Origin of the sequence: Bradyrhizobium liaoningense (assembly GCF_018130785.1) — a bacterium.
Lineage (GTDB): Bacteria > Pseudomonadota > Alphaproteobacteria > Rhizobiales > Xanthobacteraceae > Bradyrhizobium > Bradyrhizobium liaoningense_A.
In genome coordinates this window covers 34,128-58,476 of sequence record NZ_JAFCJT010000025.1, presented here as the reverse complement: position 1 = coordinate 58,476, position 24,349 = coordinate 34,128, and the positions used below count along the sequence as shown (strand labels likewise).

The window sequence follows — 24,349 nt, the reverse complement described above, 5'->3', positions numbered from 1 at the left end:
GTTATTCATCCCTGGCAGCGGTGGTTTTCTCGAGCGAGATGTCGGCCGAAGTGCCGCTGCCGCCCTCCTGTCCGTCGGCGCCGTAGGAGACGATGTCATAAGGCCCGTGCTCGCCGGGCGCGCGATAGACATAGGCGTGATTCCAGGGGTCGCTCGGGACGTTGCCGCCCTTCAGATACGGGCCGTTCCAGGCCGCAACTACCGGCGTGCGCCGGACCAGCGCGGCAAGTCCCTCCGCTGTGGACGGGAACCGGCCGGCATCGAGATAGAACAGGTCGAGCGCGCTCGAGAAGCTCTGGAGCTGAATGCGCGCCGTCTTGACTTTGGATTCGCTGAGATAGTTGAGAACGCGCGGCCCGATCAGTCCCATGATGAGGCCGATGATCGCAATCACCACCAGCATCTCGACCAGCGTGAAGCCCTCTTGCCCGGGACGCCTGGGCGATCGCGACTGCGCGCGGCTACCTCCCGCAAGCGTGGAAAATGCGCCAATGATGGTGTTGCGTGATATCATGATCGATGTCCCTGCTTTAACCGACAAGCTGCGTGACCGAGAGCAGCGCCGTCATCACCGAGACGATCAGTCCGCCGACGACGGTGCTGATGATGATGATCGCCAGTGGCCCAACGATGCCGACGACGCGGTCAAGGCTGCGCTGCAATTTTGCTTCGTAGAATTCCGCGACCCTTCCCGCCAGCACTGGAAGCTGCCCGGTCTCTTCACCGAGCCGCAGCATGCGGACCGCCATCGGCGGCAGGCTGTCCGCGACGGCAAGCGCCTCCGACAGCTTTCCACCGTGACGGACGCGGTCGGCCGCAGCGGTCCAATTCGCCTCACTTCCTGTCACCGCCATGATGTCGACGAGAATGCGCAGCGCGGCGGTGAGGTTGACGCCGCTACCGAGCAGCACGCCCAGATTACGGCAGAACAGGCTGGCGCGATAAAACTGGAAGGCGCTGCGAATGCCCGGAACCCGCGCGATGGTGGTGACAAGTGCTGCACGCACGCTCGCCTGTCGCAGCAGCCACCATGCAAGGATGATCGTCGCCGCGGCCATCAGGATCGCGGCCGTGGCGTTGGCACGGAGGAAATCCGACACCGCGATGAAGCTGGCGAGCGCCGTATCCGACTTGTCGCCGAAATCGCCGAGCACGCTGGAGAACTGCGGCAGCACGAACAGCAGGAAGAACAGCATCACGCCGGATGCAGCGACCAGCACGAACGCAGGGTACTGCATCGCATCGGTCAGCTTCCGCCGCATCTGTTCGGAACGGGCGCGCTCGGTCCCCAGCATCTCCAGCACGGAATCGAGCGTGCCGGAGATCTCGCCGACGCGTACCAGCGCAACGTACATCGGCTGAAACAGGATAGGGTGATTGGCGACTGCGTCGGCAAAGCTCTCGCCCGTGAGCAGGGCCGCGCGAATCTTGGCGACCACCGGGCGCATCCGCCCGACATCGGCGTCGCCGGACAGGAGCTCCAGGGCATCGTCGAGTCGCGCGCCGGCCTTGAGCAGCAGTGCCAGATCGTGCGTGAAGGTCGTGACCTCCGCAGAGCTCGGTCCGCCGAACACGCTGCGGCTCGATGCGGCAGACGTGCGCTTGTCCTCGATGGTTTCGATCGGCAGGAGCTTGAGATACTCGATTCGGCGCGCGACTTCGGCCATGGTTGGTGCGGAGATCGTGCCGTTCACGATCTCGCCGGCTTGGGTCAGAGCTCGATAGCGAAAATTTGGCACGGCGTCACCGGGCGGTCGCAACGCGGAGGATTTCGGCGGGCGAGGTCGATCCCGCGCGGCACTTGGCGATGCCGTCGTCGAGCATCGTGGTCATGCCCTCGCGGATCGCCATGGCGTCGATCTTCAGCCCGTCGGTTCGCTCTCCGATCAGTTCACGTAGTTCGTTGGACAATTCGAGCAGTTCGAAGATGCCAAGGCGGCCGCGATAGCCGGTTCCGCTGCAGCGCTCGCAACCGCATGGCTCCTGAATGGTCTCGCCGGCACGGAAACCGAGCGCGGCGAGCCTCGGATCCTCGGTGATGTCGGCCGTTGCAAGCGGTCGCGCCGCCTTGCATCGCTCGCACAATTGGCGGACCAGACGCTGCGCGATCACGCCGCGCAGCACCGAACGGAGCAGATAGCCCTCGACGCCGAGGTCGAGCAGGCGCGGCACCGCGGCAGCCGCCGTCTCGGTGTGCAGCGTCGTCAACACCAGATGCCCGGTCAGGGCCGCATGCACCGCGACATGCGCGGTCTCGGAATCGCGGATTTCGCCGACCATGATGACGTCGGGGTCCTGACGAACGAAGGACCGGAGGGCGGTGGCGAAGGTCAGGCCGATCGCCGGCTTGATCTGGGACTGGTTGACGCCGGGAATCTCGTATTCGACTGGATCCTCGATCGTAAGAATCTTGCGACTCGGCTCGTTGAGGATCGACAGGATCGTCGCGAGCGTCGTGGTCTTGCCGCTGCCGGTCGGCCCTGTGATCACGATCATGCCGTGCGGAAGCTTCAACAGCCGCCGCAGCTTGCCTTCGTCGGGCTCCGAGAAGCCGAGCTTTTCAACCACCAGCAAGCCGCGATCCTTCGGCAGGATACGGAGGACGGCGGATTCGCCGTGCTGGGTCGGCATGATCGCGACGCGGATATCGATCTCGGTACGCCCGGCCCGCAGTCGGGCTGCGCCGTCCTGCGGCAGGCGGCGCTCGGCAATATTGAGATTGGCGATGATCTTGATACGGGAGACCACGGCCTGGGGCAGGACGCCCGACAGCGCCACGACCGGCCGCAGCAGGCCGTCGATTCGCAAGCGGACCGTGAGCCCACCGGCAGACGGCTCGATATGGATGTCGCTGGCGCGAAGTTCGACCGCTTTCTCGATCAGGTCGTTGACTGCACGGACCACCGGCGCGCCGCTGGCGAGATCGCGCAGGCTTTCGATATCGTCTTCGCGCGGGAGTGCCGTGGCCGCTTCGGCGGCCTGGGCCTCTTCGGCGCTGAAGCTCTTGTTCAGAACGATGGCGACATCTTCCGATGACGCCACCTTCATCGTGATGCCGGCACCGAGCACGATCTCAGCGGCTCGCTGGGTTGCCTGGTCGGTTGGGTCGGCGACAGCGAGGGTCGTGGTTCCATCCGCTGCCCGGCACGGATAGACCATGGTCTCGCGCAGGAAGCGCGGCGAGAAGGATCCGACCAGCGTCTCAGCCGCCGTCATCTCCTGGAGGGTGATGCGATCGAGCGCGAAGAAGCGCGCGGCCGTCTCGGCAAAATCCGCCGGCGAGAGGCTGGTGACCTCCCACAGCTTCAATTGGCGATGGTCGATGCCCTGTCCGCTGCGATCGGCCGGCCCGTCGGCCGGCATAAGCTGGTTGTTCTGACGGAGATAATCCACGAACCGAGCGGACAGATCGTTGGCCATTCCGTTGTCCCGCCACTCTATCCTGGATCAGCGCGCGCTTTAGCGTTGGGCTCCCGTCAACTGCATGCTTATCGATCCGAAGTGTGACAGCTGTGCGAAGTCGCATCGTCCGTCCTGCTCAACAAACTTTGAGACGGCATCGCAGGTACGGGCGATTTCACGAGCGGTGTGATGCGAAGTGCAGGCCACGAACGGCAAGGTCGCGAACGACAATCATGTAAACAATTTATTTCTGTCATGATCGATCGCTAAGAGTCCGCCAAGGCAGGATCGATCGTCAAAAGCAATCGAACAACAGCCAGCCAGAGCGAAGGGCTTTCATGCAACGCGTAGGCACAATGGGCCGCCGCCCGATCATTCGTGGCGGCCTTGGAGCCATGTTCGTCTTGTCATCGCTTGTGTTGCTGGCGTCCTGTAACTCTGCGACAGTCGGCGATGCAGGCGTCGACGCGGCGCAGCTCGACGTCTCGGACAAAGTGCGTTCGCTGGACCTTCTGCCGCGCCAGACCCAGCCGGTGAACGCATTGGCGGCAACGACCGGCGGCCAGGGCGGCAGCAACGTTCGCGCGGCGATGTATGAGGGAAGTGAAGTCACGGCCGTGGCGGATGATCGGCTGCGGCCGACGCCGAACGGCAATGGCTTCGACCTGAATTTCGAGAACACGCCGGTGGCGACCGTCGCCAAGGTCGTGCTCGGCGATATCCTGCACGTCGGATACACGATCGACCCGCGCGTACAGGGCACGGTGAGCCTGGTATCGGTTCGCCCGGTGCCAAAATCCGACATGGTCTTCGTGCTGGAGAATGCGCTCCGCCTCAGTGGTGTCGTGCTGCTGCATGACACCACGGGCTATCGCCTGACGCCGCTCGGTGACGCGGTCGGTGGTGGCCGCGTCGACGAAGCGGCGGCCAATCCCGAGCCAGGGTTCGGGATCTCGGTCGTTCCCTTGCAATATGTCTCGGCGCAGACCCTGATGAAGCTGACCGACAGCTTTGCCACGCGGGCCGGTGCGATCCGCGCCGACACGACGCGAAATCTGCTTCTGATCCAGGGCACCGGCGCGGAACGCCGCACCGCCGTCGACACGGTGCTCAGCTTCGATGTCGACTGGATGCGTGGCCAATCCGTCGGCATCTTCCCGATCTCGAGCGGCTCTCCGGCGCCGGTTATAGCCGAGCTGGAGAAGATCGTCGATTCCGGAGAAAATGGCCTCAGCCAGAATGTCATCAAGTTCATGCCGATCACGCGCCTCAACGCGGTGATGGTGGTGACGAAGAAGCCGGAGATGCTGCGCACGGCCGCGACGTGGATCAAACGTCTCGATCGCAACGACACCGCGCGAACCACGGTTCACGTCTACCGCGTCAAGTACGGCGATGCGCGCCAGATCGCGCGGGTTCTGACCGACATGTTCCTCGGCGGATCGTCCGGCAATTTGCTCGACAGTGCAGACAGCCAGGTCGCGCCGGGGTCCGGTACCGTGGCGACCTCGAGTGTCGCCGACCGTTTGTCGCTCAACGGCAATTCGAGCTCGAACATGGGTGGCTTTGCGTCTCGCGGCAATTCGGCGACAGGCGCGACGGGGCAGGGCATTGGTGCCGCGGGGCAAGCGAACGCTGCCAATCAGGGCCAGGGCAGTAACGCCGCGCTCGACAGCGGTCGCGGCGCCGGCAATGGCCAGCCAGTGATGCAGGACGTGCGGATCACGCCCGACACCGTGAACAACAGTCTCCTGATCTATGCCGACCAAGCCAACTATCGCATCATCGAGGCGACGCTGCTCCAGGTCGACGTGCCGCAGCTCCAGGTCGCCATCGATGCGACGATCGCCGAGGTCACGCTGAACAACACGCTGTCCTATGGCGTGCAGACCTATCTCACAAGCAGGAACCTCGGACTGAAGCCGAACACCGGTTCGGTCCTCAATACGAATGCCACTACTGCTCCCGCAACCGTTACGGACGCAACGACTGGTGCCGCCTCTGTCGCAGGCTCGGTCACCAATGCCTTCATCAACCGGGCCTTTCCGGGTTTCAATTTCCTGATCGGTTCCGAAACGCAGCCGAGCCTCATCCTGGATGCGCTGCACGCCGTCACCAGCGTCAAGGTGCTTTCCAATCCTTCGCTCGTCGTGATCAACAACCAGGTCGCGACCTTGCAGGTCGGCGACGTCGTTCCGGTGTCAACCGGCAGCGCGACGGTCCTGACCACGAGCAACACGGTGGTCAACACCATCGACTATCGAAACACCGGCATCATCCTGAAGGTCTCGCCGCGCGTCAGCGTGAACGGCTCGGTGCGGCTCGACATCGAGCAGGAGATTAGCAATGTGCCCGCGACCAGCGCGAACAGTCTGACGCCGACGGTTTCGGAGCGGCGTGTCAAGAGCCAGATCTCGGTCGTCAATGGTCAGACCGTGCTGTTAGCCGGCCTGATCAGCGAGCAGCAGAGCGGCTCCCGTAACGCTATTCCGGTGCTGGACCAGATCCCGGGGCTTGGCGATGCCTTCGGGCATCAGAGCAACGCCACCCAGCGCACCGAGCTGATCATCTTCATCCGCCCGCAGATCATTCGCGACGGTTCCGACGCCCATGTCGTCGCCGAGGAACTTCGATCGAGACTGCGCGGCAGCATCGCCACGACATCGACTAATGCGCCTATTACCACCAGCTTCCACTGAGCCGGACGGGCCGGCGATCCCTGCGTTTGCGCCGCGGGCGCCGCTCTGTGTCCTGCTTGCGCTTGTGCTTCTTGCGGCGACGACGTCCATCGCAAGCGCCGATAGTGTCGCGCCTGGACCGGCCGCCTTCCATCGCGGCGACTATGCGCGCGCCGCCCGGAAGCTTTCACCGTCCGCCGAGCGCGGCAACGCGAGAGCCTTCGGCCGGCTCGGTTTCAGGTACGAGCATGGCTTCGGCGTCCCGCAGAATTATGACGCCGCCGCCGATCTCTATTGCCGCGGGGCTGAGCAGGGAGACCCGTTCGCGCAAGCCATGCTTGGCCTGATGTATGACAAGGGGCACGGCGTTCCCGAGGATTTCGTGCTCGCCTACAAATGGCTCAACCTGGCGGCTGCCCGCGCAGGCGGGCGACAGCGAGAGGCCTATCTTAGGTTCCGGGACGCGGTCGCATCAAAGCTCTCCCGCAACGAGATCGTCGCCGGCCAGAAGCTTGCATTGAGATGGGTAGCCGTGCGCTCCGTGCCGGAGCCACGCCCGACTGGCCGGTAGCGACTGCCGTGGCAATCACGTAAAACTCTCGGCCGCGGCCGCATCGCTGAACCGAAGTTCCCGCCCGTGACGAGATTCATCAGGTTATTCGGGATATGATCGAGATAGATCTCCCAATTGGCGATGCCATGAAACAGCCAGTTGCAGATCGCGTCCTTTTGGCAGTAGATAATGCAGGGTGACCACATACACCCCCATCCCACGTTTGGCTGTGATGCGTGCGTGTCGGCGATCAGAGACGCACGTGTCTTTCCCCCGTTCGGCGAAACGTGTCGTTGGCATCCCTTGCCGGCAGCCGCCGTGCTGCATTCGATATTGATGGGCCCGCCTCTGCTGTCGGAACCGCGCCCTGCCCTTCGTCTTGAATCTGTCCGAACTGGAGTTCTGCGTACCATGGCCCCGCGCGCCAACTGGAAAGGCTTCTTGCGTCTGTCGCCGGTGGCACTCTACCCGGCGACATCGGAATCCGAAAAGATCTCGTTCAATCAGCTCAATCGAGCGACCGGCCACCGGATCAAGCACGTGAAAGTCGATGCCGACACCGGCGACGAGGTGGCGAGCGAGGACATCGTCAAGGGCTACGAGTCGAAAAGGGGCAATACATCGAGGTCACCAAGGAGGAGCTCGACGAGTTGGCCCTTGAGGCGACCCGCACCATCGAGATCGATGAGTTCGTTGACAAAGCCGACATCGACCCGCGCTACCCGATCCGACCCTACTATCTCACGCCAGACGGCAAGATCGGTCACGACGCCTTCGCCGTGATCCGCGAGACTATCCGCGAAATGGACAAGGTCGCGCCCTGAGCCCGGTCGGAACCAAATTCCCGTCACGTTCTTGCGCGTTGGATCATCCATACTCAAGGTCGGCCTGCATCCGAAGGCAACACGCTTTCGCGCGACGATGGAACGCGTCGCCAAGTCGCGCGCGATCTTCTGGGGCGATTATCAGGCCCTCGTCGACCCGTTGAACTTCTACAAAAGCCGGCCAATGGCCGAAATGGGTTTGTCGACGGAAAACGAAGCGACCGTCAGGATCGTGAGATTCAGCCGAATGCCCGACGACGACATCTATCGACGCATCCGTTTCCACTTCTTCCGCTTGCACAACCAGTTCGTCAGTGGAAATGATAAGCGAACATCGTACGATTACTTCATGCTCACATGCGGACCTGTTTCAGCCAAATCCCAGACGCTCGCCCCGGATGGCGCCGTGTCGATGATCGCTGAGGAAGGAGGACTTATTGCGAGCGCGGCGCTGCCAGAAGGCGATCTGCCAGGTCGCCCGGGCGCGGCGGCCTAATTCAAATGATGCCCACGATCTCGAGAATCATTTTCGTTGCCTGGCGATCGGCTGGTATCTCATACGCTACAAGTACGCGCGGCGTTCCCGTCGTGCGAGGATTGTGCGGAGCGCGCGCGGCCCCCTGGAAACTGCGCTCTTGCTGATATCTCTTTCGGGACTTGGACTTGTCCCGCTCGCTTACGTGACGACAGGAATACCTCATTTCGCAGCTCACAGCTTTATCCCTCGCTGGCTTGGCTAGGGTCTCTTTGCGATCGCGGCTTTGGGCGTGTTCCACCTGGCGCACCGTGCACTCGGCCGGAATTGGTCGGTAAGTCTCGACGTGCGGGAGAACCATGAGCTCGTGACGGAAGGGTTTTACCGGAGAGTTCGGCACCCGATATATTCGGCATTTTGGCTGTGGGCTGTCGCCCAGGCATTGCTGCTGCCTAATTGGATTGCCGGTTTCGCGGGCTTGGCCGGGTTCGGGATCTTGATCTTTGGCCGCGTCGCAGGAGAAGGGCGAATAATGCTGCAGACGTTCGCCGACAGCTATCGCGAGTATATGGCGCGGATCGGCAGGATTTTCCCATCAATCCGTTAAAAGCGTGCCCCGTCTGCAACATTTGCCAGAAAAGAGATCGCGCGACTGCCTCATGGGCCTCTATTTGTTGCGTGGGTAGAACGTCCGGCTAGGCTCAGAATCGGTAAGGCTAGTAGGCAACTTCAGGGGAGATTTGATGCTGAAATTCGTAATTGCGGGTGCTGCGTCTTTGGCTTTGGTGGGAGCGGCAGTTGCTGCCGATCTGCCTCGTCCGCAACCCGTCGTCCAGACCGCGCCGGTTGGTAAATATCCCGTCGGCAAAACTCCAGTCGGCAAATACCCGATCGGCAAGGCTCCGGCGCCGGCTCCGTTAGTCACCAAGGGTTAAGCCTGCGGATTCAAGCGCCTTCGGCCCGTCGGGGTCGGAGGCGTTCACCTCCGATAAGCGGACTAGTTGTTGCTTGGGCTGTGTTGGGCCCAAGAGGGGGCGGACGTGGCAAGAGTGATCTGGGAATACCGCGATCTGCGATTGATTGTCGGAATCGCAATCTTTGCGGCTTCCGTGGGAAGCGCTGGTGCGCAGCAACTCATGGCGCGCGCTGATCTTCAGCAGCGACCGGACACTGCCCCCAAGGTTTCAATTAACTCCGCTACGAAAACGGCCGCGGCTGCGCCAAGCAGCCCGCCAACCACGTCGGATGCAAAGCCGGCCCGGGGATCTTCAGTTAAAGGACCCTACTACGTTGATTTTCGTGCCCGCACTGCTGCATCCTACGGACACGCATTTGTCTGGTACGGCAAGACGAGCCAAAGGGCGGTCGAAGTTGCCGGCCTGCATCCAGCAGGTGACACGGTGCCGTACGTATTGGGACATCTCATGTTTGTGCCTTCTGAAACCGGCGCGAGCTACGGTGACCTCGATGAGCAATATTTGACAGCCAGCTATCGAGTCTACTTGAATGAGGCTGACGCCAAAAAGGTATTTGCTTACATCAAGCGTCTTCAGGCGAACTCGCCGGTGTGGAACGCGGGAACAACCAACTGCACCAATTTCATCGGTCGCATAGCGAGTTTTATGGGTTTGAAGGCTCCATTCCATTTGTTGAAGCCTGAAGAATACATAAACAAACTCAGAGCGCTAAACGGTGGACGTCAAACGGTGCAATTGGCTGGCGACCGGTAGACCCGGGATACTCATTCAGGCGCTATGACTAGCCGCTCCTCGCAAACCGACGTGACCACCTCCAGTAGCGCAACGACGCGCTCCGGATGGTGCTCCGGAGCCGACCCTTGGCACTGCGCAGGGTGGCGGACCCATTGCTCGACAAGCTTGCTTGCATTCACGAGTTGATTGATCGGCTGGATGAGAAGCCCGCGCAGGTCATTGATCGTCGTGACGTGCCGCTAGAAGAGCTCAGTGACGCTGAGCTGTACCGCATCGCGTTTGGTGGCGAGTTTCATGACGAGGCGCCGAAGATGCCGCTGATCCCGCCGGCAAACGTCAGGTCGGACGATCCGAGTTAAGCCCGCCCAGGTCGTCGCCTGACAAGCGCAGGCGACTGAGCAGCCGGATCACCTGAGTGGCCTGCCATTTTCCGCCTCGCGCGGTCGCGACTCCGCGGTCATTCAGGATCACCGAAATGCGCTTGGCGGGCAGGCCGCGCAGCGGCTAGATAATCGAGCGAAAGTACTCCGCGTGCACATCAGCCTCCGCTTTGCGCGCCTCTCCAATTCCGGCATTCCCGAGCTTCTGCCCGCGGGCCTTAGCCGCAGCGAGCGCCTTTCTGGTCCGCTGAGCGATCCGCTCGTGCTCTTTCTCGGCGACCGCAGCATGAATGTGCAGTATGAAGGGTCCACGTCGGGCCCGAGCTCGGTAACGATGAAGGGGATCCGCTGGACCATCAGACCGCTGATGAAGTGTACGTCGCGGCTTAAGCAGTCCAGCTTGGCGATGATGATCGGCGCCGCGCCCGCTTTTCCACCCTTGCCGAGCTTGCGGGCGAACTTCATGGCTGCTGCGAGCTCACGACGGCGCTCCAGCGCATCCGCGCCTCGGCCAGTCTCCACCTCACGGTATTCGGCCTCTCTTCTAAAATCACCATTCAGCCGGGCGATCTTCAATAGTTCAGACGTATCAACTTCATTCGACATGGGGCTGGCTTCTGCGTTGAACCGGCACCCTATGAAGCGCTGTTTTGCCCGACCGCACAAGCTGCAATTTCGGTAAATCAAAATCTTTTGCGGTCCAGCCATATAAAAAAAAGCGAGTCCACGGGTTAGACACGACGTGAGCTGATGGCCGTCGCTTCAGTTAACGCAGTGCGGCGATATGTCAGAAGTTGGGGCTAGATCCGAATTAGCTGGCCAATCGAAAGAATTACGCGATTGCGCCTCAGCGGCAGCGGCCTTGTTGGCGAAGTCCAGCCAACGCAAATGTTAGCAGTATCGTTGGACCCCTTGATCTGTATCAAGTCTGCTCTACTGAACGTTGGCGCAAAATTGCGAATGGATACCAGTTACGGCTTCATTGCGAGACGCCAGGGGGCACGTTACGTGATTGGGCGGCTTTCCCCAAGAATCTCGTTCACCCATCGCCTTTAAGGAGATCGACATGGAGCAGATTCTAATTAATCTCGTTGCAGGCGCCGTTGGCGGCTTTGGCGCTGGCAAATCATCTCCCACATTTGATCTGGGCACGGCTGGAAACGTAATCTCAGGTCTGGTCGGAGGCGGGCTACTCGGGCAGATCGCTACCCTGTTGTTGCCTTCTGTACTGGCAGCAGCACAATCAGGCAATCTCAGTGTGAGCGGTATTGTTTCTCAAGCGGTCGCAGGCGGCGCAGGCGGCGCCATACTGACCGCGATCGTCGGTGCCATAAAGAACAAGGCGGCGGCCTGACTTTCAGCGTAACAACCGTTCCAGATGGCGCAGAAAAATTTACCTACTACGATCAGCCCGGAGCTGGGAGGCAGATCGGCGCGATCAGTTGCCATGCCCCCAGAGCTCTGGAAGGACAATGTACATGGTCGGCAAGTTGCTAAATCGGCGCGCATGATCCAAAGCAAGCTCGCGGCCAGCGTTGGCACCAGTGGTCCGACCTCACAATCCATTGGCAGGGATGGGCGAAGGCAACATGGTTTGATTGGCTTGGCCGGTCCCGGAGCGAGATGCCGCAATCGATGCCCGTAAGAGCCAAGCAACAGCAAGTAACCGCTCTGTACCTGCGCTTCGCGCGATGTTCGCTTTTAGAAAATCCTTCTCCTAAGCGCAAGCTGGATTTCGCGGAGTGAACCGCGAACCAATTGTGGCGATGGGAAATAATTCTCTACGAATGGTGGGCAGAAGCTAACTGCGCGCAGAACGTCTTGATGGCAGCCCGCTGTGCCTCCAGGTCGAGACCACTGCGGCCTTGCTTCAGTTTCAAAACGCGGACGTAGGAAACTGCAGGTCGCATGAAAGAGTTATCCTCCCGAGTAATATACCGGATGGACCCGCAATTCGGAATCCGCTTTCGGAAATGCAATTCGTCGTGCAATGACTCGCGGCTCGTCGCCGAGCACGATGACGCGTTTGCAAGCGTGGGGCTGCAAGATCAGACCAGCCCAAGATTTCTGACCAAAGGGGTGGGGGAGGGAAAAGTGTGTCACGCCTTCTCTCCATGCCGGTGCGACGCAGTTGAGACCGGTAGTCTCTGCGCAGGCGGCGATCATGGACTATGGTGGCCATCGACCTCGCCCACGTCACCAACATCGACGTGGCCCGTCTGCACCTCGTTGAGGAGGCCTGCCACGTCGGCGTCGGGCGCGGCCGACGACGAGATTGTACCAGGAGACAATTGCCTCGTCGCACGAACATCGACCTTACTAGCATTGCGTGGATGACCAGCGCCTCCGCGCCTCGATAACGGTCCCGGCCCCCAAATCTCAGCCCCCAAGTCCGGGACCGTTGTTTTGGATACTGGAATTGATCAAGTGGATTGGTAATCGCGCCTTCGGTTTTCTGCTCGCCATCTTGGCATGCTGGCGCGCGGCACTGGCCTGTCCGCGCTGCGCACGCGAAGCCTCCCGAGAAAATGCCAAGCGTGGACGATCTCTAGGATGTTCTCACTTGACCTGTGAACAATGCGGAAAGACCAGTGACATCGCAGGATGGCGGCTGCAGGGACTTTCGGCCGAAGCTTCGGAGCCGCTTATCCGATGAGTTCTGTGCGCAGCTTGCGAGGTCAGAGCGGCAATCGTCCCTGATCCTCGGACCAGTCGATGATGTCGAAGAACATTCCCCGATTGAGCATTTCGGCTTCAAGATTACCCGCGTGCTGCTTCCAATCCGCCGTCTCCCGAACCCGGAAGCGGGGAGCCTGCCCGGCCGCCTTTTGCGCGTCGTCAGATGCCAAGGCTCCGCGAACGCTCTCGTACATCATGGTGAGGCTGTCGTTTGTGAACGCGCGATAATCCATACATAGCCCGAAAGGCCTTCGCCGGGCTGAGGTCAGCGACGCCTCCCAATGTGTGAGTTTTAGGTGTCGATGCGCTGGTCGAGGTGATAATGGCGCGGAGCCCGTTAACGGGCCGTGCATGCTCCCGCGGAGCATTGCCTCCATGAACGGTCGCGGCAGAATGACTATAGTGAGGCCAACACGCGATGACTTGGCGATGTCTGAGATACTTCTGACACCTCGCGAGAAAAAATTATTGAGGCGTCTCGCTGCCGGGAAGACGGATAGAGAAATTGCTGCAAAGCTCGGCGGAACTGCCAAGCAGATCGCGGAGCAACGAGTTCGTCTCCTCGGCAAACTTCGGATAGCGTCCGAGGCTGAGATTACGGCGGCGGCCCATCGTCTGCCGGAATGGCGGACCTATCGAGGCATTACCTAATTGCTGAGGATCAGGACGGAGCAGGCGGCGACGGTGAAAACGCCCGCCGCAATAGCTGCCACCCGCACGATCAACTCGCTGCTCTCCTGCGGCCGTTCAAGGCATTCAGCTATTGAGCGGCTCTCGTAACCGCGAGCCCCGGCAGCGCCGACCAAGTAAGAATGAGTCATCAAGGCCGCTGGCAGAAAAGACTATGTGGAGCGTAGGCACCCTAGACGATTTCGACGCCCGGCTCACTGCCGGGGCCTACCCAATCCAAATTATCCTTCCTCATTCGAATGCCACGCACTATGGCACCTTCGACGATGAGCCAGACATTGGGCGACAGGCCTTCCCCGATGACGACTGTGGCATCCTGATCAGGAAGCCTTTGCAGCGTCTCCACAAGCTCTCGCACCTTCATGGCCGTCATCCAGCACGCGGAACTCTTGCTATTCTTTTTCGACTTCTGCGAGCTAGCAATTGGCCGTTGGTACAACCTCGCGACAGCCTACGGCTTCCTGCCCCCTTACACCGCCTCTCAATGAGGCTCTTCGCAGCCGGGTGGGGTGCAATGAAGCAACGTCAGCCGCGAAGAGCTACCCCGCTCTGGGTGTGGTTCGCACTCGCTCTCGTGGCTTGTGGCATCGCGGCTTATGCGACCGGCTACCTTAGTCTTCGGAAATGACGAGGGATCCGGTCGCCGTAAGGCGGGTGACAACGCCGTCAGTCCAGTCCGGTGGATGCCCATCCGCTCGGCAAGTGCCACGAGTTCGGCCAATGACTGAACCTGCGTTTTCTCCATCACCCGTGAGCGATGCGCCTTGATAGTACGTTCTGTACAGCCCAGCACGTACCCTATCTGCTTGTTGAGCTTGCCCCGAGCTACAAGTTCGAATACTTGCCGCTCTCGCGGCGTCAATGCAGCCAGACGAGCGCGATCCGCATCCAACTTGCCCTTTTTGGCACGCGTGACTTCGTAACGTGCGAACGCACCATCAATTGCGCGAAAGAGGTCGTCGGACAATGTTTGATCAGAAAGTCTTCCGCGCCCGCCTTGATGGCCTGCGCCGTGGTCTGGATGTCGAGACGGCCGGTAAGAAATATAATCGGCAACGTCGAACCGAGTTCGTCCAATCGAGCTCGCAAGGTCGCGAGATCGAGGCGCCGATCTTGGTCTCGATCGGTCGGGCTCAAAGGCAGGGTTCGTTGGAGGCCAACAGGCCAGCGTGCAGGTGGCGTGTCAGACGGGCCGCCACCGATGTTGCGCATCAACAATATACGCCCCAAGGCTGCGGTGGAGTTCCACCAGATCGGGACGGCGCTCCTCGCGGCGTTGATCGAGCGCCGGTCGGAGGTCGATCTGGAAGTCTTAGAGCGGGGCCGTGCCCTATTTGGTCGCGACGCAGGCGTCGAAGGTGCTGCGACTGACGCACCACCTGCCTTGCGCGCACTAATTTGCCAAGGCTTCCGCGCGCAGGGTTTTCGAGAAAAAATGGACGCTCACAGGACGTCGTGGGGAGCAGAGTAGGAGCCGCAGTAGGCAAAGTTTTGCCCACGCCCCCCGTTACTTCCCCCATTCTGTAACGCTTAATTACGAGAAAAGTAACGCTCAATTCCTCGAAAAGTAACGCTGAATTTGGGCGTAGTGATCTCGAAACGTTCGTTACAGAACTCGGAATTGAACGTTACATTTCGCGAATTTGGCGTTACCTCCGCTGAGTGATCTTTTTAGGTCAGTCGGTCTGCGATGTGGACGGGCGCGCTTGTCACGGTAGCGGCTGTTGCGGAGGCGTCAGTCATCCTGACGATTTGGATTAGCTTGAATTGGTTGCGCTACCCGTGCGCGACGGAAGGTGCTGCTCGTCCCTACCTTGCCCGTAAAAGAATGGGGCTACGAGATGCCTCGGAGTACCCGAGATCTAGCGTCCCCGTTTGCCTTAAGCCTCTCTCCTCATTTGCGCGGCGTGGCGCGCGTGGGGCAGGGGACCAGGTCGTGAACTGCCGTAGAACCCGGAGCCTCCTGGAGTTCTGTTCCCGCCGACGTGGAGGCGGCTGCCATACGGAGGACGATTTGAGCCGGCTCAACTGCCACGGGGATCGAGTACGCTTGGGCGTTCGTTGTTGAGGTGATCATCGCACGGGTGCTGCCAGTTTCGTTTCGGGGCAACGGCCTCAAGATCACCACGGCGGGCTCGTTTGGCGCTTCTTGATGATGCAGCACAAAGATGCTACACAATCGCCGTGTCGACCTGATTTTCTTCAGTCTTTTCAGTTGTGTAGCTGTGGTAGCCACGGGCCGAAATCTGGCTGGGTACCCTCCCGCCCCAGCCAGCTGATATTGCCCGTCAAATCGCCTTCTCCGTTGCTTGTTTGGAACTGGCGCAGTCCGCTGCCTGTTGAAGGGATATCGGGCAGCGACGGCGGCACGGTGAGGCCGCTGGCGATTGATGATCAACTCGGCGTTTGCGGCTTGCTGCTGTTTGATGATGGGACGCCTGAGGCTTGCCGTTCCTTCGCTTCGTAATATTCAGCCGAGAACTTGATGGACCATCGCGCGAAGAACGAACGCAATTCCTGAGTGGGCTTCTCGACGCCGAGATGTTCTGCGACATGGGCCTCACGCAACCACCTCACCGCCGAAGTGAGGCCGGCGGTGCGCTCGAGCCTCTCGACCGCCGCAGTCCCGGCGATCTCTGCCTGCCGATAGCGAAGGCCGACCTTTCTGATCACATGCACGCGCTTGATGATGTCGTAGCCCTTGAAGACGAGCTGAACGAGCGGGTGCTTTCTAGCCTGCGGCCAGGCTGCCGGATAGACCGGTAGCACCAGAAGCTTGCTCTTCGCGATGACCGTTGCGAGCGGATGCAGGAGTTGCATCCAGGCTGGCCAGGACGTGACCTTGGCAAACAATATCGCGTGCATCGCCGTTGCCGCCGCGAAAGAGATCGGCAGCCAAAGCACCGCGCACAGGATCACGAGCAATGCGGCGGTCGGCGTGAGATGTCGGCATGTTCTGAACACCCATGCCATGCCGCCTTCAAAGGCATCATGCACCGCTTGCTCGAACGCCCGATAGCTGATCTTCCGCCGGAACCACAACCAGTTTCGGCGAATCGACCGACCCCACTGCCGACGCTTCGCCGCGGAGAGGGGAAGGAAGCGCACCGCGCCATCGATGACAGTCACGATGACATCGCCGACAACCCTGGCCGCGAACAGTGGAAGCCAGACAATCTGCATTGCAAAAGGGAAGGCGTAGTCAAGCATCCGCATCAAGATCGAAAGAACGAAACGCAGGATCTTGTTCGTGGCGAGCGCGACGACAACGAGCGGGATGATGATCACATCGTCCAGCGCGCCGCGAAAGCGGCTTTCCTCGGTCCATGCCGGGTGACGACCATCGGTCACGGTGCAACGTCCGGGCTGAGTGCCCGCTCAAATTAGCATATTGCGAGCTCAAGAGGTGGCTTTGCTCAAGCACAGCCCAGTTCGCATGACCCGCGTTAACCCTGTCTCTGATCTTGTCCCGTAGCCGCGCCGGCCGGTTCACTTCTGCCGCCAAGCCGCCTCATTGGCTGTCTGCAATTGGTCTCCGATTACCGGGGGCTTATTTTCGGCAGGCTTTGAACGAGGCTTCTCGTTCGGAAAGCGTGAAATCAGATGAAAGCGGCTCTGATCCTCGTTGGCTTGGGTACGCTCGCGGTGATGGAGCTCGAGACATCGCCGCGCATGACAAAGCCTGTGAACGAGCCGCCCGTTCAGGCGCCCGTCGGGTTGCACGCCTCACGCGATACGTTGACGACGGCAGACCGGCTCGAAATCCCGCACATGCAATTTGAAGCGCCTCGGCAGCCCGCAGATTCACGCGGCCACGGTATCAATTGAGCGGCGTATCACCTGGCGCACCTCCGCATTCGACAGGAACAAGTCGTGGTTGATAACGCCCCAGCCTGCGTCGGAAGCATCGATCACGCGCACCCCGAGCCCTTCGATGGCGGTCTTCTCGGCAGCGCCGACCCGTGTCATCCCACCAGCGATTTGCCCCGACAGCGCCAACGCGCGGTCGTTCGTTGCGGCGATGACGGTGATCTTGCGCGAAAGCGGACCGATTCGGTTGATCGAGGACGAGAACACGTCCATGTCGATATCCGGCGCGGCGAACACCACGGCGCCGATCCTACCCGCAACGGTGTCACCATATCGCGCATAGAGCTGGCGCAGGCTTTCGAGCGTCAGCATGGTTCCCATGCTGTGCGCGACGATGTGGACGCGGCCGGCGCTCGAGGTCGTAACGACAGACCCCAGCACGCGTTCGAAGCCATCGCGGGACCACATTGCGCTGTCGCGGTCATAGGCGTAGTCGAAAAATCCAGCCTTCGAGGGCCAGGAGAACACCATCGTCTGGCCGCGGAACCTGATGCCATCGGAGAGATGCGCGGCATCGAGCGCCGCTGTCTCGAACGTCTGTTTGAAGCCGTGCACGTAGATCAGAACATCTGGTCCGCCGCCGGCCTGCGCGACAAGACTGCCGACATCGCCCGATACCGGCTCGACCCCATCAAGACGCCAATCGTCAAGTCCGGCTGCAGCGAGCGAGAAACGGCTGTCGCCAGGCGCCACAAGCTTCGCTCGTGCAACGGTCATCGTAGAAGCCCGCTCCGGCCCGAACCACGGCTTCGCCCGAGCGCCGCTCACTGGCTTGCGCGTGGTTACGACGAGCAACGTAGGGTCGACCGAGAGCGACGAAGCGTCGTAGCGTGCGCCGGTAGCACCCAGGCTGGCGCATCCGCCCAGCGCGACGACGCAGGCTGAGGACGCAAGCCCGCCAAGGAGTGCACGGCGGGACGCAATCATTTCGTGTTGTACTGAACGTTGGACGATCACGCAGAACCTTTGGGAACTGCCCCCTGGAGGAGCCCGCCCCCCTGCGCGCGTTCCTGGATGATGATGGCGGCGAGAATAAGGGCGGGTCGCGCCACGCCGCTTGTTCCAAATGCGGATTGAAATAGTTGAACAATCAAACTGATCTTGGTTCCGCAAGTCGGAGGTTCGATCCCTGCCGCCCCAGCGAGATCGCAGCCCGGCGGATGCGCCGGGCGGCCAGCGGGATAGGGCGAATTCAGGACTTCGTGGGGCTGCGGACCGCCGCACCGGGATCGATCGTCTGCGACGGTAGGCGGCGTTCGGCGGGGCGCGCGACCAGCAGATACAGAACCAGAGCGAGCAGCGACGTTGCCGCCATCACCGCGGTCATCGACAGCGCGGTCCGTCCGTCGAAGCGAAGCGCGACCAGTCCGCTCGATATTGCGCCGGCGGTCAGTTGAATGCTTCCGGCGGCGGCGCTGACGGCGCCCGCGATCTCGGGGAGACGCTGCATCGTCGCACTCATCACGTTCGGCACGCTGAGCCCGAAGCCGAGTGCGACCGCCATCAGCAGCGCAACCACGAATGACGTGGGCATCCAGCCCGCCAAGGTCATCGCGAGCAGGGCGGTGCTGGCGGCGGCCGACAGCGTCAGCCCGGTTGCGAGCATGCGGGCGGACTCTACGCCGCGTCGGCCGAGCTGGCCGTCGAGAAAGGCGCCGACCATGACGGCCCCCGAGCATGCGCTGAAGATCAGGCCATATTGCTCGGGGCGCAGTCCGACGGCGCCGACGAAGAACAGCGAGGCGCCGGTGACGTAGGCAAACACGGTCGCGCCGCCCGCGGCGCCGACCAGGATGAAAGGCAACGACACCGGATGCGTCAGCACCTGGCGGTAGCTGTCGATGACGGCCGAAAGTCCCAGGCGGCCGGAGAAGTCGGTCGTCGCAGTCTCCGCGAAGCGAAACATCACCACGACCAGCAGCATGAGGCCGACCCCAGCCTGGGCGGCATAGATCGAGCGCCAGCCGGCGATCGCCAGCAGGGCGGCGCCGGCCGTCGGCGCGATCACGGTCGCGACATTGACCGTGACCATGACGTTGGCGATCTTGCCTCGCGCGGCGTTGCCGTCGAAGAGATCGCGGATAATGGCAAAGGTCGTTGCGGTGGCGGCGGCGCCGATGCCCTGAACGAAGCGGCCCAGCAACAGAACCGACAGCGAGGACGCTTTCGCGCAGGCAAGGCTTGCGGCGACGAACAGTACGAGGCCGAATGCCAGAATCGGCTTGCGGCCCAGGCGGTCGGAGACCGGTCCGTAGATCAGCGGCGCGGTGGCGAGGCTGAGCATGAAGGCGCTCATGGTCAGCCCGACATCCGACGCGCTCGCGTCGAGCGTCGTGCCGGTCGCTGCTAGCGCCGGCAGATTGATGTCGATGCCGGAATAGGGCACGGCCGCCAGAAAACCGAGCAGCAGCGTGAAGGCGAAGGATGCGGGGTCGATTTGCATGGACGGATTTCCGGTTCCGGCTTGATCGATGTGCATGAGGTGATGGAGGCGCGGTCGCCCGCCCTCCATCGTTGCGTTCGGCGATTACGCGCGCCGCCCGGCACGCCGCCCCCGGCTTGCGGCCATCGCGTCGGTGTAGGAGGTCTCGTCGGCCACGAGCTCGCCGATGACCCGGAGGATTTCGGACCGCGTGTCGATCCCGGCGAATTCGTCCGCGATCTGCGAGGCACGCAACTGGAAGCGGGGTTGATCGAGCACCGTCCGCACCGCCTCGCGCAACGCCTCCGGTGTCGGCTCGTTGGTCGCGAGGTTGATGCCGACCCCGGACCACGCGACCCGCGCGTTGACGTCGGCCTTGTCTTCGGTCAGCCCCGCGGTAACCAACGGGATGCCGAAGCTCATGGCCTGGTTGACGCTGCCATAGCCGCCATTGGTGACGAGCACGTCGACGTTCGGCAGCAGCCATTCGAACGGCAGATAGCTGGCGATGCGCGCGTTCGACGGGATCTTGCCGGGGATGGCGTCAACCGGGCGGCCGCCTGCCGTCACGATCACCAGGATGTCCTCCTCGTCCGCGAGCGCCGCCAGCGTCGGGGCAACCAGCAGATTGAAATTGTGATTGGCCACCGTGCCCTGCGTCACCAGAACGACCTTGCGCGATCCGTCGAGCTCTTCGGCCCAGCGCGGCGGCGGGACCTGGTTGGCGATGATCGGTGGCGTGCCGACGAAATGCACTGAGGGCGGAATCTCGCGAGGAAATTCGAAGCTTGGCACCGACAATTGCAGATAGGCATCCCCGAGAGCGACCACGGAATGGAAGAGCGGCATCGCGATCGGCCCGATCCCGAGAGACTTCAACGCCCGATTCAGGCGCAGTGACACCGGTTGATCGACTGCCGCATCAAAGTCCCGCGCCATGGCCGCATAGCGATCGCGCTCCTCGTCGCTCGTTGCCGGCGGCAGACCGAGGAAGTTGGGCGCTCCGTCCTCGCGCGCCCAATGCAGAAACGAGGTCCCGCAGAGCGCGATTGGAGGCCGCTGAGAGCGCGGTCCGAGCAGCATCGGCAGTACACCGAACAGCATGTCGTCGGCGACAATGATGTCGGCGGGGAATTGTCGCAAGATTTGCAGCATCCCCTGGTGCTGGGCCGGAATGGCGTCGACGAAGATGCGCTCGCAAGCAACACGGAACCACTCCAATCCCGGCGGGATGGTCTTGAGTTCGGGGAACCGCGAGAAGACATCGTTCGGATCGAAGTCCGCGTCCTCGGGAAGGGGAAAGAATTTGACGCCGCTGGCCTCGACGCGGGCACGAAAGGCGGTGCCGGTCAGGAAAGCGATCTCGTGGCCCTCGCCACGCAGGATTTGCGTGATCGCCAGCATCGGATTGAGATGACCCTGCGCCGGTGTCGAAGCGATAAGAATCTTCATGTGAGTTGACCTCTTGATGATCGATGCACGGTCGCCCCAGGGCGTCCGGTCGAGTGAGAGGCAATTGAAGCGATCGCCGTTACGCCACGGCTTCCGGCGGCAACGTAAATGGTTACGGCGGCAACGGATCGTGGCGCTGCCAAGGCCAGGCAAAAACGCCGGTGCGAAAGCCGGTGACATCGCGCCGGGAGCCGATAGCTAGCAGAGGATTACAATTGTAACGCGGGCGACGGGCGATGAAACGGCACGGAAACACCGCGCTGCTAATCCGGCAGACCTCCGCATGGCACACCTTCGCAGATATTGGAGCGTTGGCGTCGCCCGAAAGTGATTTTTGACGATCCGGATGTCGCGCGGCCTCGTTCGCGCCCAATTCATTGAGGACCGGCATGGAAAATATTGGTGCCTTGATTGCGATGGTTGCGTTCATCGCGCTTATGGCCTGGCTGGGCGTTCGCGCCTCCCGGACGAAATCCCCTCTGGCGAAGTGGAGCGGCATGGTGCTGACAACCATGCTGGCTGTCCCAGTGCTCGGCGTCGGCGCTTTGACCGTGGTCGGTATCGTCCGGCAGCACGCCCGCTCTGCACCGGTCCCGGACGTGAGGATCGAGGCGACACCGGACCAGATTGACCGGGGCAGGGCCGTGGCCGACGGCTTTTGCGCCGGCTGTCACTCGCAGACCGGGACGCTGTCCGGCGGCGGCGACGTGGCCAAGGATCTCCCGCTTCCCATCGGCTCGTTCGTGCCAGCCAATCTCACGCCCGCCGGCGCCTTGAAGAATTGGTCCGATGGCGAGATCTTTCGTGCCATTCGCAATGGGCTCGACGCGAGAGGCCGCTGGCTGGCGATCATGTCCTTCACCAATGCCGGCCGGCTTAGCGACGACGACACCAGGGCCGTGATCGCCTACGTCCGCAGCCTGCCCGCGAGCGGTGTGCAGACCCCGGATCCTCCGGATCGTTTCAGCCTGCTGGGCATCGTGATGCTGGGCGCCGGACTGTTGCCGGACGCCAAGCCGGTCTTCACCGGCGTGATCACCGCGCCGCCGAAGGCGCCGACGGCGCTCTATGGCAAATACCTGCTGTCCTATCAGGATTGCCGCGAATGCCACGGCAGGGATCTCGGCGGCGGCGTGCCGGGACAATTGCCGCCGCTCGGACCGGACCTCGGTATCGTCAAGGACTGGAGCCTTGCGCAGTTCGTCGACACCATGCGCACAGGCGTTGATCCGAGCGGGCATCGGCTCGGCGAGCAAATGCCGTGGCGGCCGATCGGGCGGATGGATGACGACGACCTCGCCGCGATCTACCAGTACCTGATGGCTCTGCCGAGCTCCTGAGGATTCCGCGAAGCCCCGCGCAAACGATATCGCCCGGTTTGGCGGGCATCAATTTGCGCAGCCCATCGCGCTCGCTGAACGACAGCGCAGGCCGCAGGCTTCCTATCGCCCCAAAGTAGCAAGCGTTGGGATCACAATTATTCACGTATGCGACATCCGGCGGAATTGGCCGCAGAATTACCCTGTTGCGGCGTCATCACGGCATCATAAATGGACTCAGTGTGTGCCGATGGACCCGGATATCCCGTTCTATTTTGAGCGATTCGAATTCGGACGAGATCAATATCATTTCGCCACAGCCGGACGTTGACGTTCGCGATTCTCAAGTACAGCTCAGTTGGCGGACGGCGAATTTTGAGAGTATGGAATGCTTGCTGATATTGGCCACATCGTCGTCGTCGATGACGATCCGACGTTAAGGCAAATGGTGATCAAATATCTCGAGGAGCACAATGTCCCGACCAGGGCGGCCTCCAACAGATCGGAATTGAACCACTATCTCGACGGCAGCCAGCCCAGTCTGATCATCCTCGACCTTCGGCTTGGTCAGGATGACGGCCTGGACCTGTTGAGGGAAATCCGTTCGCATTCCGACGTGCCGGTCATCATCACGACGGGCCATCGCCCCGACGAGATCGATCGCATCGTCGGCCTCGAGCTCGGCGCCGACGACTACATCATCAAGCCGTTCTCCTTGAGGGAGCTGCTGGCGCGCGTCCGCGCGGTGTTGCGGCGGCAGGAGATCGGGCGGGCCGCGCGTGCCCGCGATCCCGAGCGCGGGGGCTATCGCTTCAGCGGCTGGAAGCTCGAACGCCGCAGCCGAAGGCTCACCGATCCCGATGAAGCGCCGGTGCCGTTGAGCAAGGGAGAATATGCGTTGCTGCTGGCCTTTCTCGAGGCGCCGCAGCGTCCCCTGACCCGCGAGCATCTGCTGCAGGCGACCCGTATCCATGAGGATATTTTCGATCGCAGCATCGACGTCCAGGTGCTGCGGCTGCGACGCAAGCTGGAGACCGATCCGAGCGCGCCGCGCGTCATTCAGACCGAGCGCGGCGTCGGCTATGTCTTCGCGGTGCCGGTCGATCCGTTCTAGAGAAGATTGGAAATTGCAATTGTAGCCGTTTTGCCGTTGACCGTGACCTCCGCGTAACAGCGGGCCGTCAGATTGCCTCCCACCAACATCATGTGGGAGACTTACGATGAAGAAGCATTCTCTCGGTGTGAGCCGTGTTGCCTTGCCGGGTAACATGGAACTCGACGGAGCGAACTGGGCCGCGCGGTCTGACGGTCGCGGCATGGTCCGTCTCGGTGCGGCTGCCGCGATGCCTCGCTTGCCGGAGATCGGTTCGTCTCCGGACGTGCCGCCTGCCAGGCAGGATCGGCCCGTCACCACATTCTGGCGGGCGGTCTTCGCCTCTCTGATGGAAGGCTTTGTCCTTTACGGCGCCTCATTGCATCCGACCGCGGCCGTGCCGGTTCAGGCGATGCTAGACGCTGTGCGTGAATCCCGGCCGCCTTCGGCAGATCGCACGCCGCCCGCGCCGGCGAAGAGCGTCAGCGATGGCGCCGCCAACAGTGGCAATATCGTCCGGTTCGATCGCGTCCCGCCGCGCGATGCACGACCGGCGCGCAGCTGGCTCCACTCGCTCGGTGCAGCTCTCGGGACTGTGATGGCCCTGCCGGCGCACTGGCGCCGGGAATGGGAAATCAGAAAGGCCGTCGCAGGGCTGATGGAATTCGACGATCGGACCTTGCGGGACATCGGGATCAACGGCCGATCGGAAGTCGAGCGGATGGTGAGGTACTGTCGTGATTGCTGACGCGATTTGCATGGCCCTGGTGGGGCTGGACTTCTGTCGAGCTGCGAGCCGG

Annotated in this window: 24 protein-coding genes and 2 pseudogenes; 13 read left to right on the top strand and 13 right to left on the bottom strand. The window is 61.8% G+C overall.

Features of this window, described 5'->3' with window-relative positions:
* Position 1: 1 nt before the first annotated feature.
* The 3 genes from gspG to JQ627_RS32520 are packed head-to-tail and all read right to left on the bottom strand — an operon-like array spanning position 2 to position 3,420.
* On the bottom strand, positions 2–514 hold the full coding sequence (gene gspG / locus JQ627_RS32530; RefSeq protein WP_212488443.1) for a type II secretion system major pseudopilin GspG: 513 nt from the start codon (positions 512–514) through the stop codon (positions 2–4).
* Positions 515–530: 16 nt separating this feature from the next.
* Entirely contained in the window at positions 531–1,739 is a 1,209-nt protein-coding gene (locus JQ627_RS32525; protein WP_212488442.1) for a type II secretion system F family protein, read from the bottom strand.
* Positions 1,740–1,743: 4 nt separating this feature from the next.
* Positions 1,744–3,420, bottom strand: coding sequence for a GspE/PulE family protein (locus tag JQ627_RS32520; protein ID WP_212488441.1), 1,677 nt, complete (start codon positions 3,418–3,420; stop codon positions 1,744–1,746).
* A 377-nt stretch (positions 3,421–3,797) separates the two neighbouring features.
* Between JQ627_RS32520 and gspD the strand changes: the two genes are divergently transcribed.
* Positions 3,798–6,101 carry a type II secretion system secretin GspD gene (gene gspD, locus JQ627_RS32515; protein ID WP_409363831.1) on the top strand — a complete coding sequence of 768 codons (2,304 nt, stop codon included), beginning with the start codon at positions 3,798–3,800 and terminating at the stop codon, positions 6,099–6,101.
* Positions 6,073–6,651: a tetratricopeptide repeat protein gene (locus tag JQ627_RS32510; protein WP_212488440.1), complete on the top strand. Its 579-nt coding sequence runs from the start codon at positions 6,073–6,075 to the stop codon at positions 6,649–6,651. Before gspD ends, JQ627_RS32510 begins: the two co-directional genes overlap by 29 nt.
* Before the next feature lie 50 nt (positions 6,652–6,701).
* On the opposite strand, the pseudogene opgC reads toward JQ627_RS32510, so the two are convergent.
* Positions 6,702–6,849, bottom strand: a pseudogene (gene opgC / locus JQ627_RS39845) (OpgC domain-containing protein); the annotation flags it as partial.
* 195 nt (positions 6,850–7,044) lie between these two features.
* On the opposite strand from opgC, the pseudogene JQ627_RS32505 reads away from it, so the two are divergent.
* From JQ627_RS32505 to JQ627_RS32480, 6 genes and pseudogenes are all read left to right on the top strand, one after another.
* A pseudogene (locus JQ627_RS32505) lies at positions 7,045–7,451 on the top strand (Ku protein); the annotation flags it as partial.
* A gap of 103 nt (positions 7,452–7,554) precedes the next feature.
* Positions 7,555–7,953 carry a hypothetical protein gene (locus tag JQ627_RS32500; RefSeq protein ID WP_212488439.1) on the top strand — a complete coding sequence of 133 codons (399 nt, stop codon included), beginning with the start codon at positions 7,555–7,557 and terminating at the stop codon, positions 7,951–7,953.
* Positions 7,954–8,224: 271 nt separating this feature from the next.
* On the top strand, positions 8,225–8,539 hold the full coding sequence (locus tag JQ627_RS39290; protein ID WP_312015825.1) for a protein-S-isoprenylcysteine O-methyltransferase: 315 nt from the start codon (positions 8,225–8,227) through the stop codon (positions 8,537–8,539).
* Between the two features lie 136 nt (positions 8,540–8,675).
* Positions 8,676–8,867: a hypothetical protein gene (locus JQ627_RS32490; RefSeq protein ID WP_080586686.1), complete on the top strand. Its 192-nt coding sequence runs from the start codon at positions 8,676–8,678 to the stop codon at positions 8,865–8,867.
* A 201-nt stretch (positions 8,868–9,068) separates the two neighbouring features.
* Entirely contained in the window at positions 9,069–9,662 is a 594-nt protein-coding gene (locus JQ627_RS32485; RefSeq protein WP_249143589.1) for a hypothetical protein, read from the top strand.
* A 107-nt stretch (positions 9,663–9,769) separates the two neighbouring features.
* On the top strand, positions 9,770–10,003 hold the full coding sequence (locus JQ627_RS32480; protein WP_212488437.1) for a hypothetical protein: 234 nt from the start codon (positions 9,770–9,772) through the stop codon (positions 10,001–10,003).
* 145 nt (positions 10,004–10,148) lie between these two features.
* Here JQ627_RS32480 and JQ627_RS39285 read toward each other — a convergent pair whose 3' ends face one another.
* The gene (locus JQ627_RS39285; protein WP_312015824.1) at positions 10,149–10,316 is read right to left on the bottom strand and encodes a hypothetical protein; all 168 of its coding nucleotides are present in this window, start codon (positions 10,314–10,316) and stop codon (positions 10,149–10,151) included.
* A gap of 774 nt (positions 10,317–11,090) precedes the next feature.
* Here JQ627_RS39285 and JQ627_RS32470 point away from each other — a divergent pair.
* Positions 11,091–11,378: a hypothetical protein gene (locus tag JQ627_RS32470; protein WP_212488436.1), complete on the top strand. Its 288-nt coding sequence runs from the start codon at positions 11,091–11,093 to the stop codon at positions 11,376–11,378.
* Positions 11,379–12,702: 1,324 nt separating this feature from the next.
* Here JQ627_RS32470 and JQ627_RS32465 read toward each other — a convergent pair.
* The gene (locus tag JQ627_RS32465; RefSeq protein ID WP_212488435.1) at positions 12,703–12,936 is read right to left on the bottom strand and encodes a hypothetical protein; all 234 of its coding nucleotides are present in this window, start codon (positions 12,934–12,936) and stop codon (positions 12,703–12,705) included.
* Between the two features lie 118 nt (positions 12,937–13,054).
* Between JQ627_RS32465 and JQ627_RS39840 the strand changes: the two genes are divergently transcribed.
* The gene (locus tag JQ627_RS39840) at positions 13,055–13,354 is read left to right on the top strand and encodes a LuxR C-terminal-related transcriptional regulator (protein WP_409363830.1); all 300 of its coding nucleotides are present in this window, start codon (positions 13,055–13,057) and stop codon (positions 13,352–13,354) included.
* Positions 13,355–13,565: 211 nt separating this feature from the next.
* On the opposite strand, the gene JQ627_RS32455 is transcribed toward JQ627_RS39840, so the two are convergent.
* The 7 genes from JQ627_RS32455 to JQ627_RS32430 all read right to left on the bottom strand — a co-directional run bounded on the left by JQ627_RS32455 (position 13,566) and on the right by JQ627_RS32430 (position 21,137).
* Entirely contained in the window at positions 13,566–13,757 is a 192-nt protein-coding gene (locus JQ627_RS32455) for a hypothetical protein (RefSeq protein ID WP_212488433.1), read from the bottom strand.
* Positions 13,758–13,874: 117 nt separating this feature from the next.
* Positions 13,875–14,255, bottom strand: coding sequence for a response regulator transcription factor (locus tag JQ627_RS39280; protein WP_249143587.1), 381 nt, complete (start codon positions 14,253–14,255; stop codon positions 13,875–13,877).
* Positions 14,252–14,608, bottom strand: coding sequence for a hypothetical protein (locus JQ627_RS39275; RefSeq protein ID WP_249143597.1), 357 nt, complete (start codon positions 14,606–14,608; stop codon positions 14,252–14,254). The genes JQ627_RS39280 and JQ627_RS39275 overlap by 4 nt, the downstream gene beginning before the upstream one ends.
* A 1,179-nt stretch (positions 14,609–15,787) precedes the next feature.
* Positions 15,788–16,744, bottom strand: coding sequence for a hypothetical protein (locus JQ627_RS32445; RefSeq protein ID WP_212488432.1), 957 nt, complete (start codon positions 16,742–16,744; stop codon positions 15,788–15,790).
* Between the two features lie 453 nt (positions 16,745–17,197).
* Positions 17,198–18,190 carry an alpha/beta hydrolase gene (locus JQ627_RS32440; RefSeq protein ID WP_212488476.1) on the bottom strand — a complete coding sequence of 331 codons (993 nt, stop codon included), beginning with the start codon at positions 18,188–18,190 and terminating at the stop codon, positions 17,198–17,200.
* Between the two features lie 265 nt (positions 18,191–18,455).
* Positions 18,456–19,706 carry a Bcr/CflA family efflux MFS transporter gene (locus tag JQ627_RS32435; RefSeq protein WP_212488431.1) on the bottom strand — a complete coding sequence of 417 codons (1,251 nt, stop codon included), beginning with the start codon at positions 19,704–19,706 and terminating at the stop codon, positions 18,456–18,458.
* 84 nt (positions 19,707–19,790) lie between these two features.
* Positions 19,791–21,137, bottom strand: coding sequence for a glycosyltransferase (locus JQ627_RS32430; protein WP_212488430.1), 1,347 nt, complete (start codon positions 21,135–21,137; stop codon positions 19,791–19,793).
* Positions 21,138–21,526: 389 nt separating this feature from the next.
* Here JQ627_RS32430 and JQ627_RS32425 point away from each other — a divergent pair, with 389 nt between their 5' ends.
* The 3 genes from JQ627_RS32425 to JQ627_RS32415 all read left to right on the top strand — a co-directional run bounded on the left by JQ627_RS32425 (position 21,527) and on the right by JQ627_RS32415 (position 24,297).
* On the top strand, positions 21,527–22,477 hold the full coding sequence (locus tag JQ627_RS32425; RefSeq protein ID WP_212488429.1) for a c-type cytochrome: 951 nt from the start codon (positions 21,527–21,529) through the stop codon (positions 22,475–22,477).
* A 367-nt stretch (positions 22,478–22,844) separates the two neighbouring features.
* Positions 22,845–23,570 carry a response regulator gene (locus tag JQ627_RS32420; RefSeq protein WP_212488428.1) on the top strand — a complete coding sequence of 242 codons (726 nt, stop codon included), beginning with the start codon at positions 22,845–22,847 and terminating at the stop codon, positions 23,568–23,570.
* A gap of 154 nt (positions 23,571–23,724) precedes the next feature.
* Positions 23,725–24,297, top strand: a complete 573-nt coding sequence (locus tag JQ627_RS32415) for a DUF1127 domain-containing protein (RefSeq protein WP_212488427.1) — start codon at positions 23,725–23,727, stop codon at positions 24,295–24,297.
* The last annotated feature ends 52 nt before the right edge of the window (positions 24,298–24,349 follow it).

Coding starts and splice junctions, on each gene's coding strand:
- JQ627_RS32490 (WP_080586686.1), top strand. CDS start 8,676: ATGCTGAAATTCGTAATTGCGGGTGCTGCGTCTTTGGCTTTGGTGGGA.
- JQ627_RS32440 (WP_212488476.1), bottom strand. CDS start 18,190: ATGATTGCGTCCCGCCGTGCACTCCTTGGCGGGCTTGCGTCCTCAGCC.
- JQ627_RS32520 (WP_212488441.1), bottom strand. CDS start 3,420: ATGGCCAACGATCTGTCCGCTCGGTTCGTGGATTATCTCCGTCAGAAC.
- JQ627_RS32510 (WP_212488440.1), top strand. CDS start 6,073: ATGCGCCTATTACCACCAGCTTCCACTGAGCCGGACGGGCCGGCGATC.
- gspG (WP_212488443.1), bottom strand. CDS start 514: ATGATATCACGCAACACCATCATTGGCGCATTTTCCACGCTTGCGGGA.
- JQ627_RS32455 (WP_212488433.1), bottom strand. CDS start 13,757: ATGAAGGTGCGAGAGCTTGTGGAGACGCTGCAAAGGCTTCCTGATCAG.
- gspD (WP_409363831.1), top strand. CDS start 3,798: ATGTTCGTCTTGTCATCGCTTGTGTTGCTGGCGTCCTGTAACTCTGCG.
- JQ627_RS39840 (WP_409363830.1), top strand. CDS start 13,055: ATGCTCCCGCGGAGCATTGCCTCCATGAACGGTCGCGGCAGAATGACT.
- JQ627_RS32465 (WP_212488435.1), bottom strand. CDS start 12,936: ATGGATTATCGCGCGTTCACAAACGACAGCCTCACCATGATGTACGAG.
- JQ627_RS32470 (WP_212488436.1), top strand. CDS start 11,091: ATGGAGCAGATTCTAATTAATCTCGTTGCAGGCGCCGTTGGCGGCTTT.
- JQ627_RS32500 (WP_212488439.1), top strand. CDS start 7,555: ATGGAACGCGTCGCCAAGTCGCGCGCGATCTTCTGGGGCGATTATCAG.
- JQ627_RS32435 (WP_212488431.1), bottom strand. CDS start 19,706: ATGCAAATCGACCCCGCATCCTTCGCCTTCACGCTGCTGCTCGGTTTT.
- JQ627_RS32415 (WP_212488427.1), top strand. CDS start 23,725: ATGGAACTCGACGGAGCGAACTGGGCCGCGCGGTCTGACGGTCGCGGC.
- JQ627_RS32425 (WP_212488429.1), top strand. CDS start 21,527: ATGGAAAATATTGGTGCCTTGATTGCGATGGTTGCGTTCATCGCGCTT.
- JQ627_RS32430 (WP_212488430.1), bottom strand. CDS start 21,137: ATGAAGATTCTTATCGCTTCGACACCGGCGCAGGGTCATCTCAATCCG.
- JQ627_RS32485 (WP_249143589.1), top strand. CDS start 9,069: ATGGCGCGCGCTGATCTTCAGCAGCGACCGGACACTGCCCCCAAGGTT.
- JQ627_RS32420 (WP_212488428.1), top strand. CDS start 22,845: ATGCTTGCTGATATTGGCCACATCGTCGTCGTCGATGACGATCCGACG.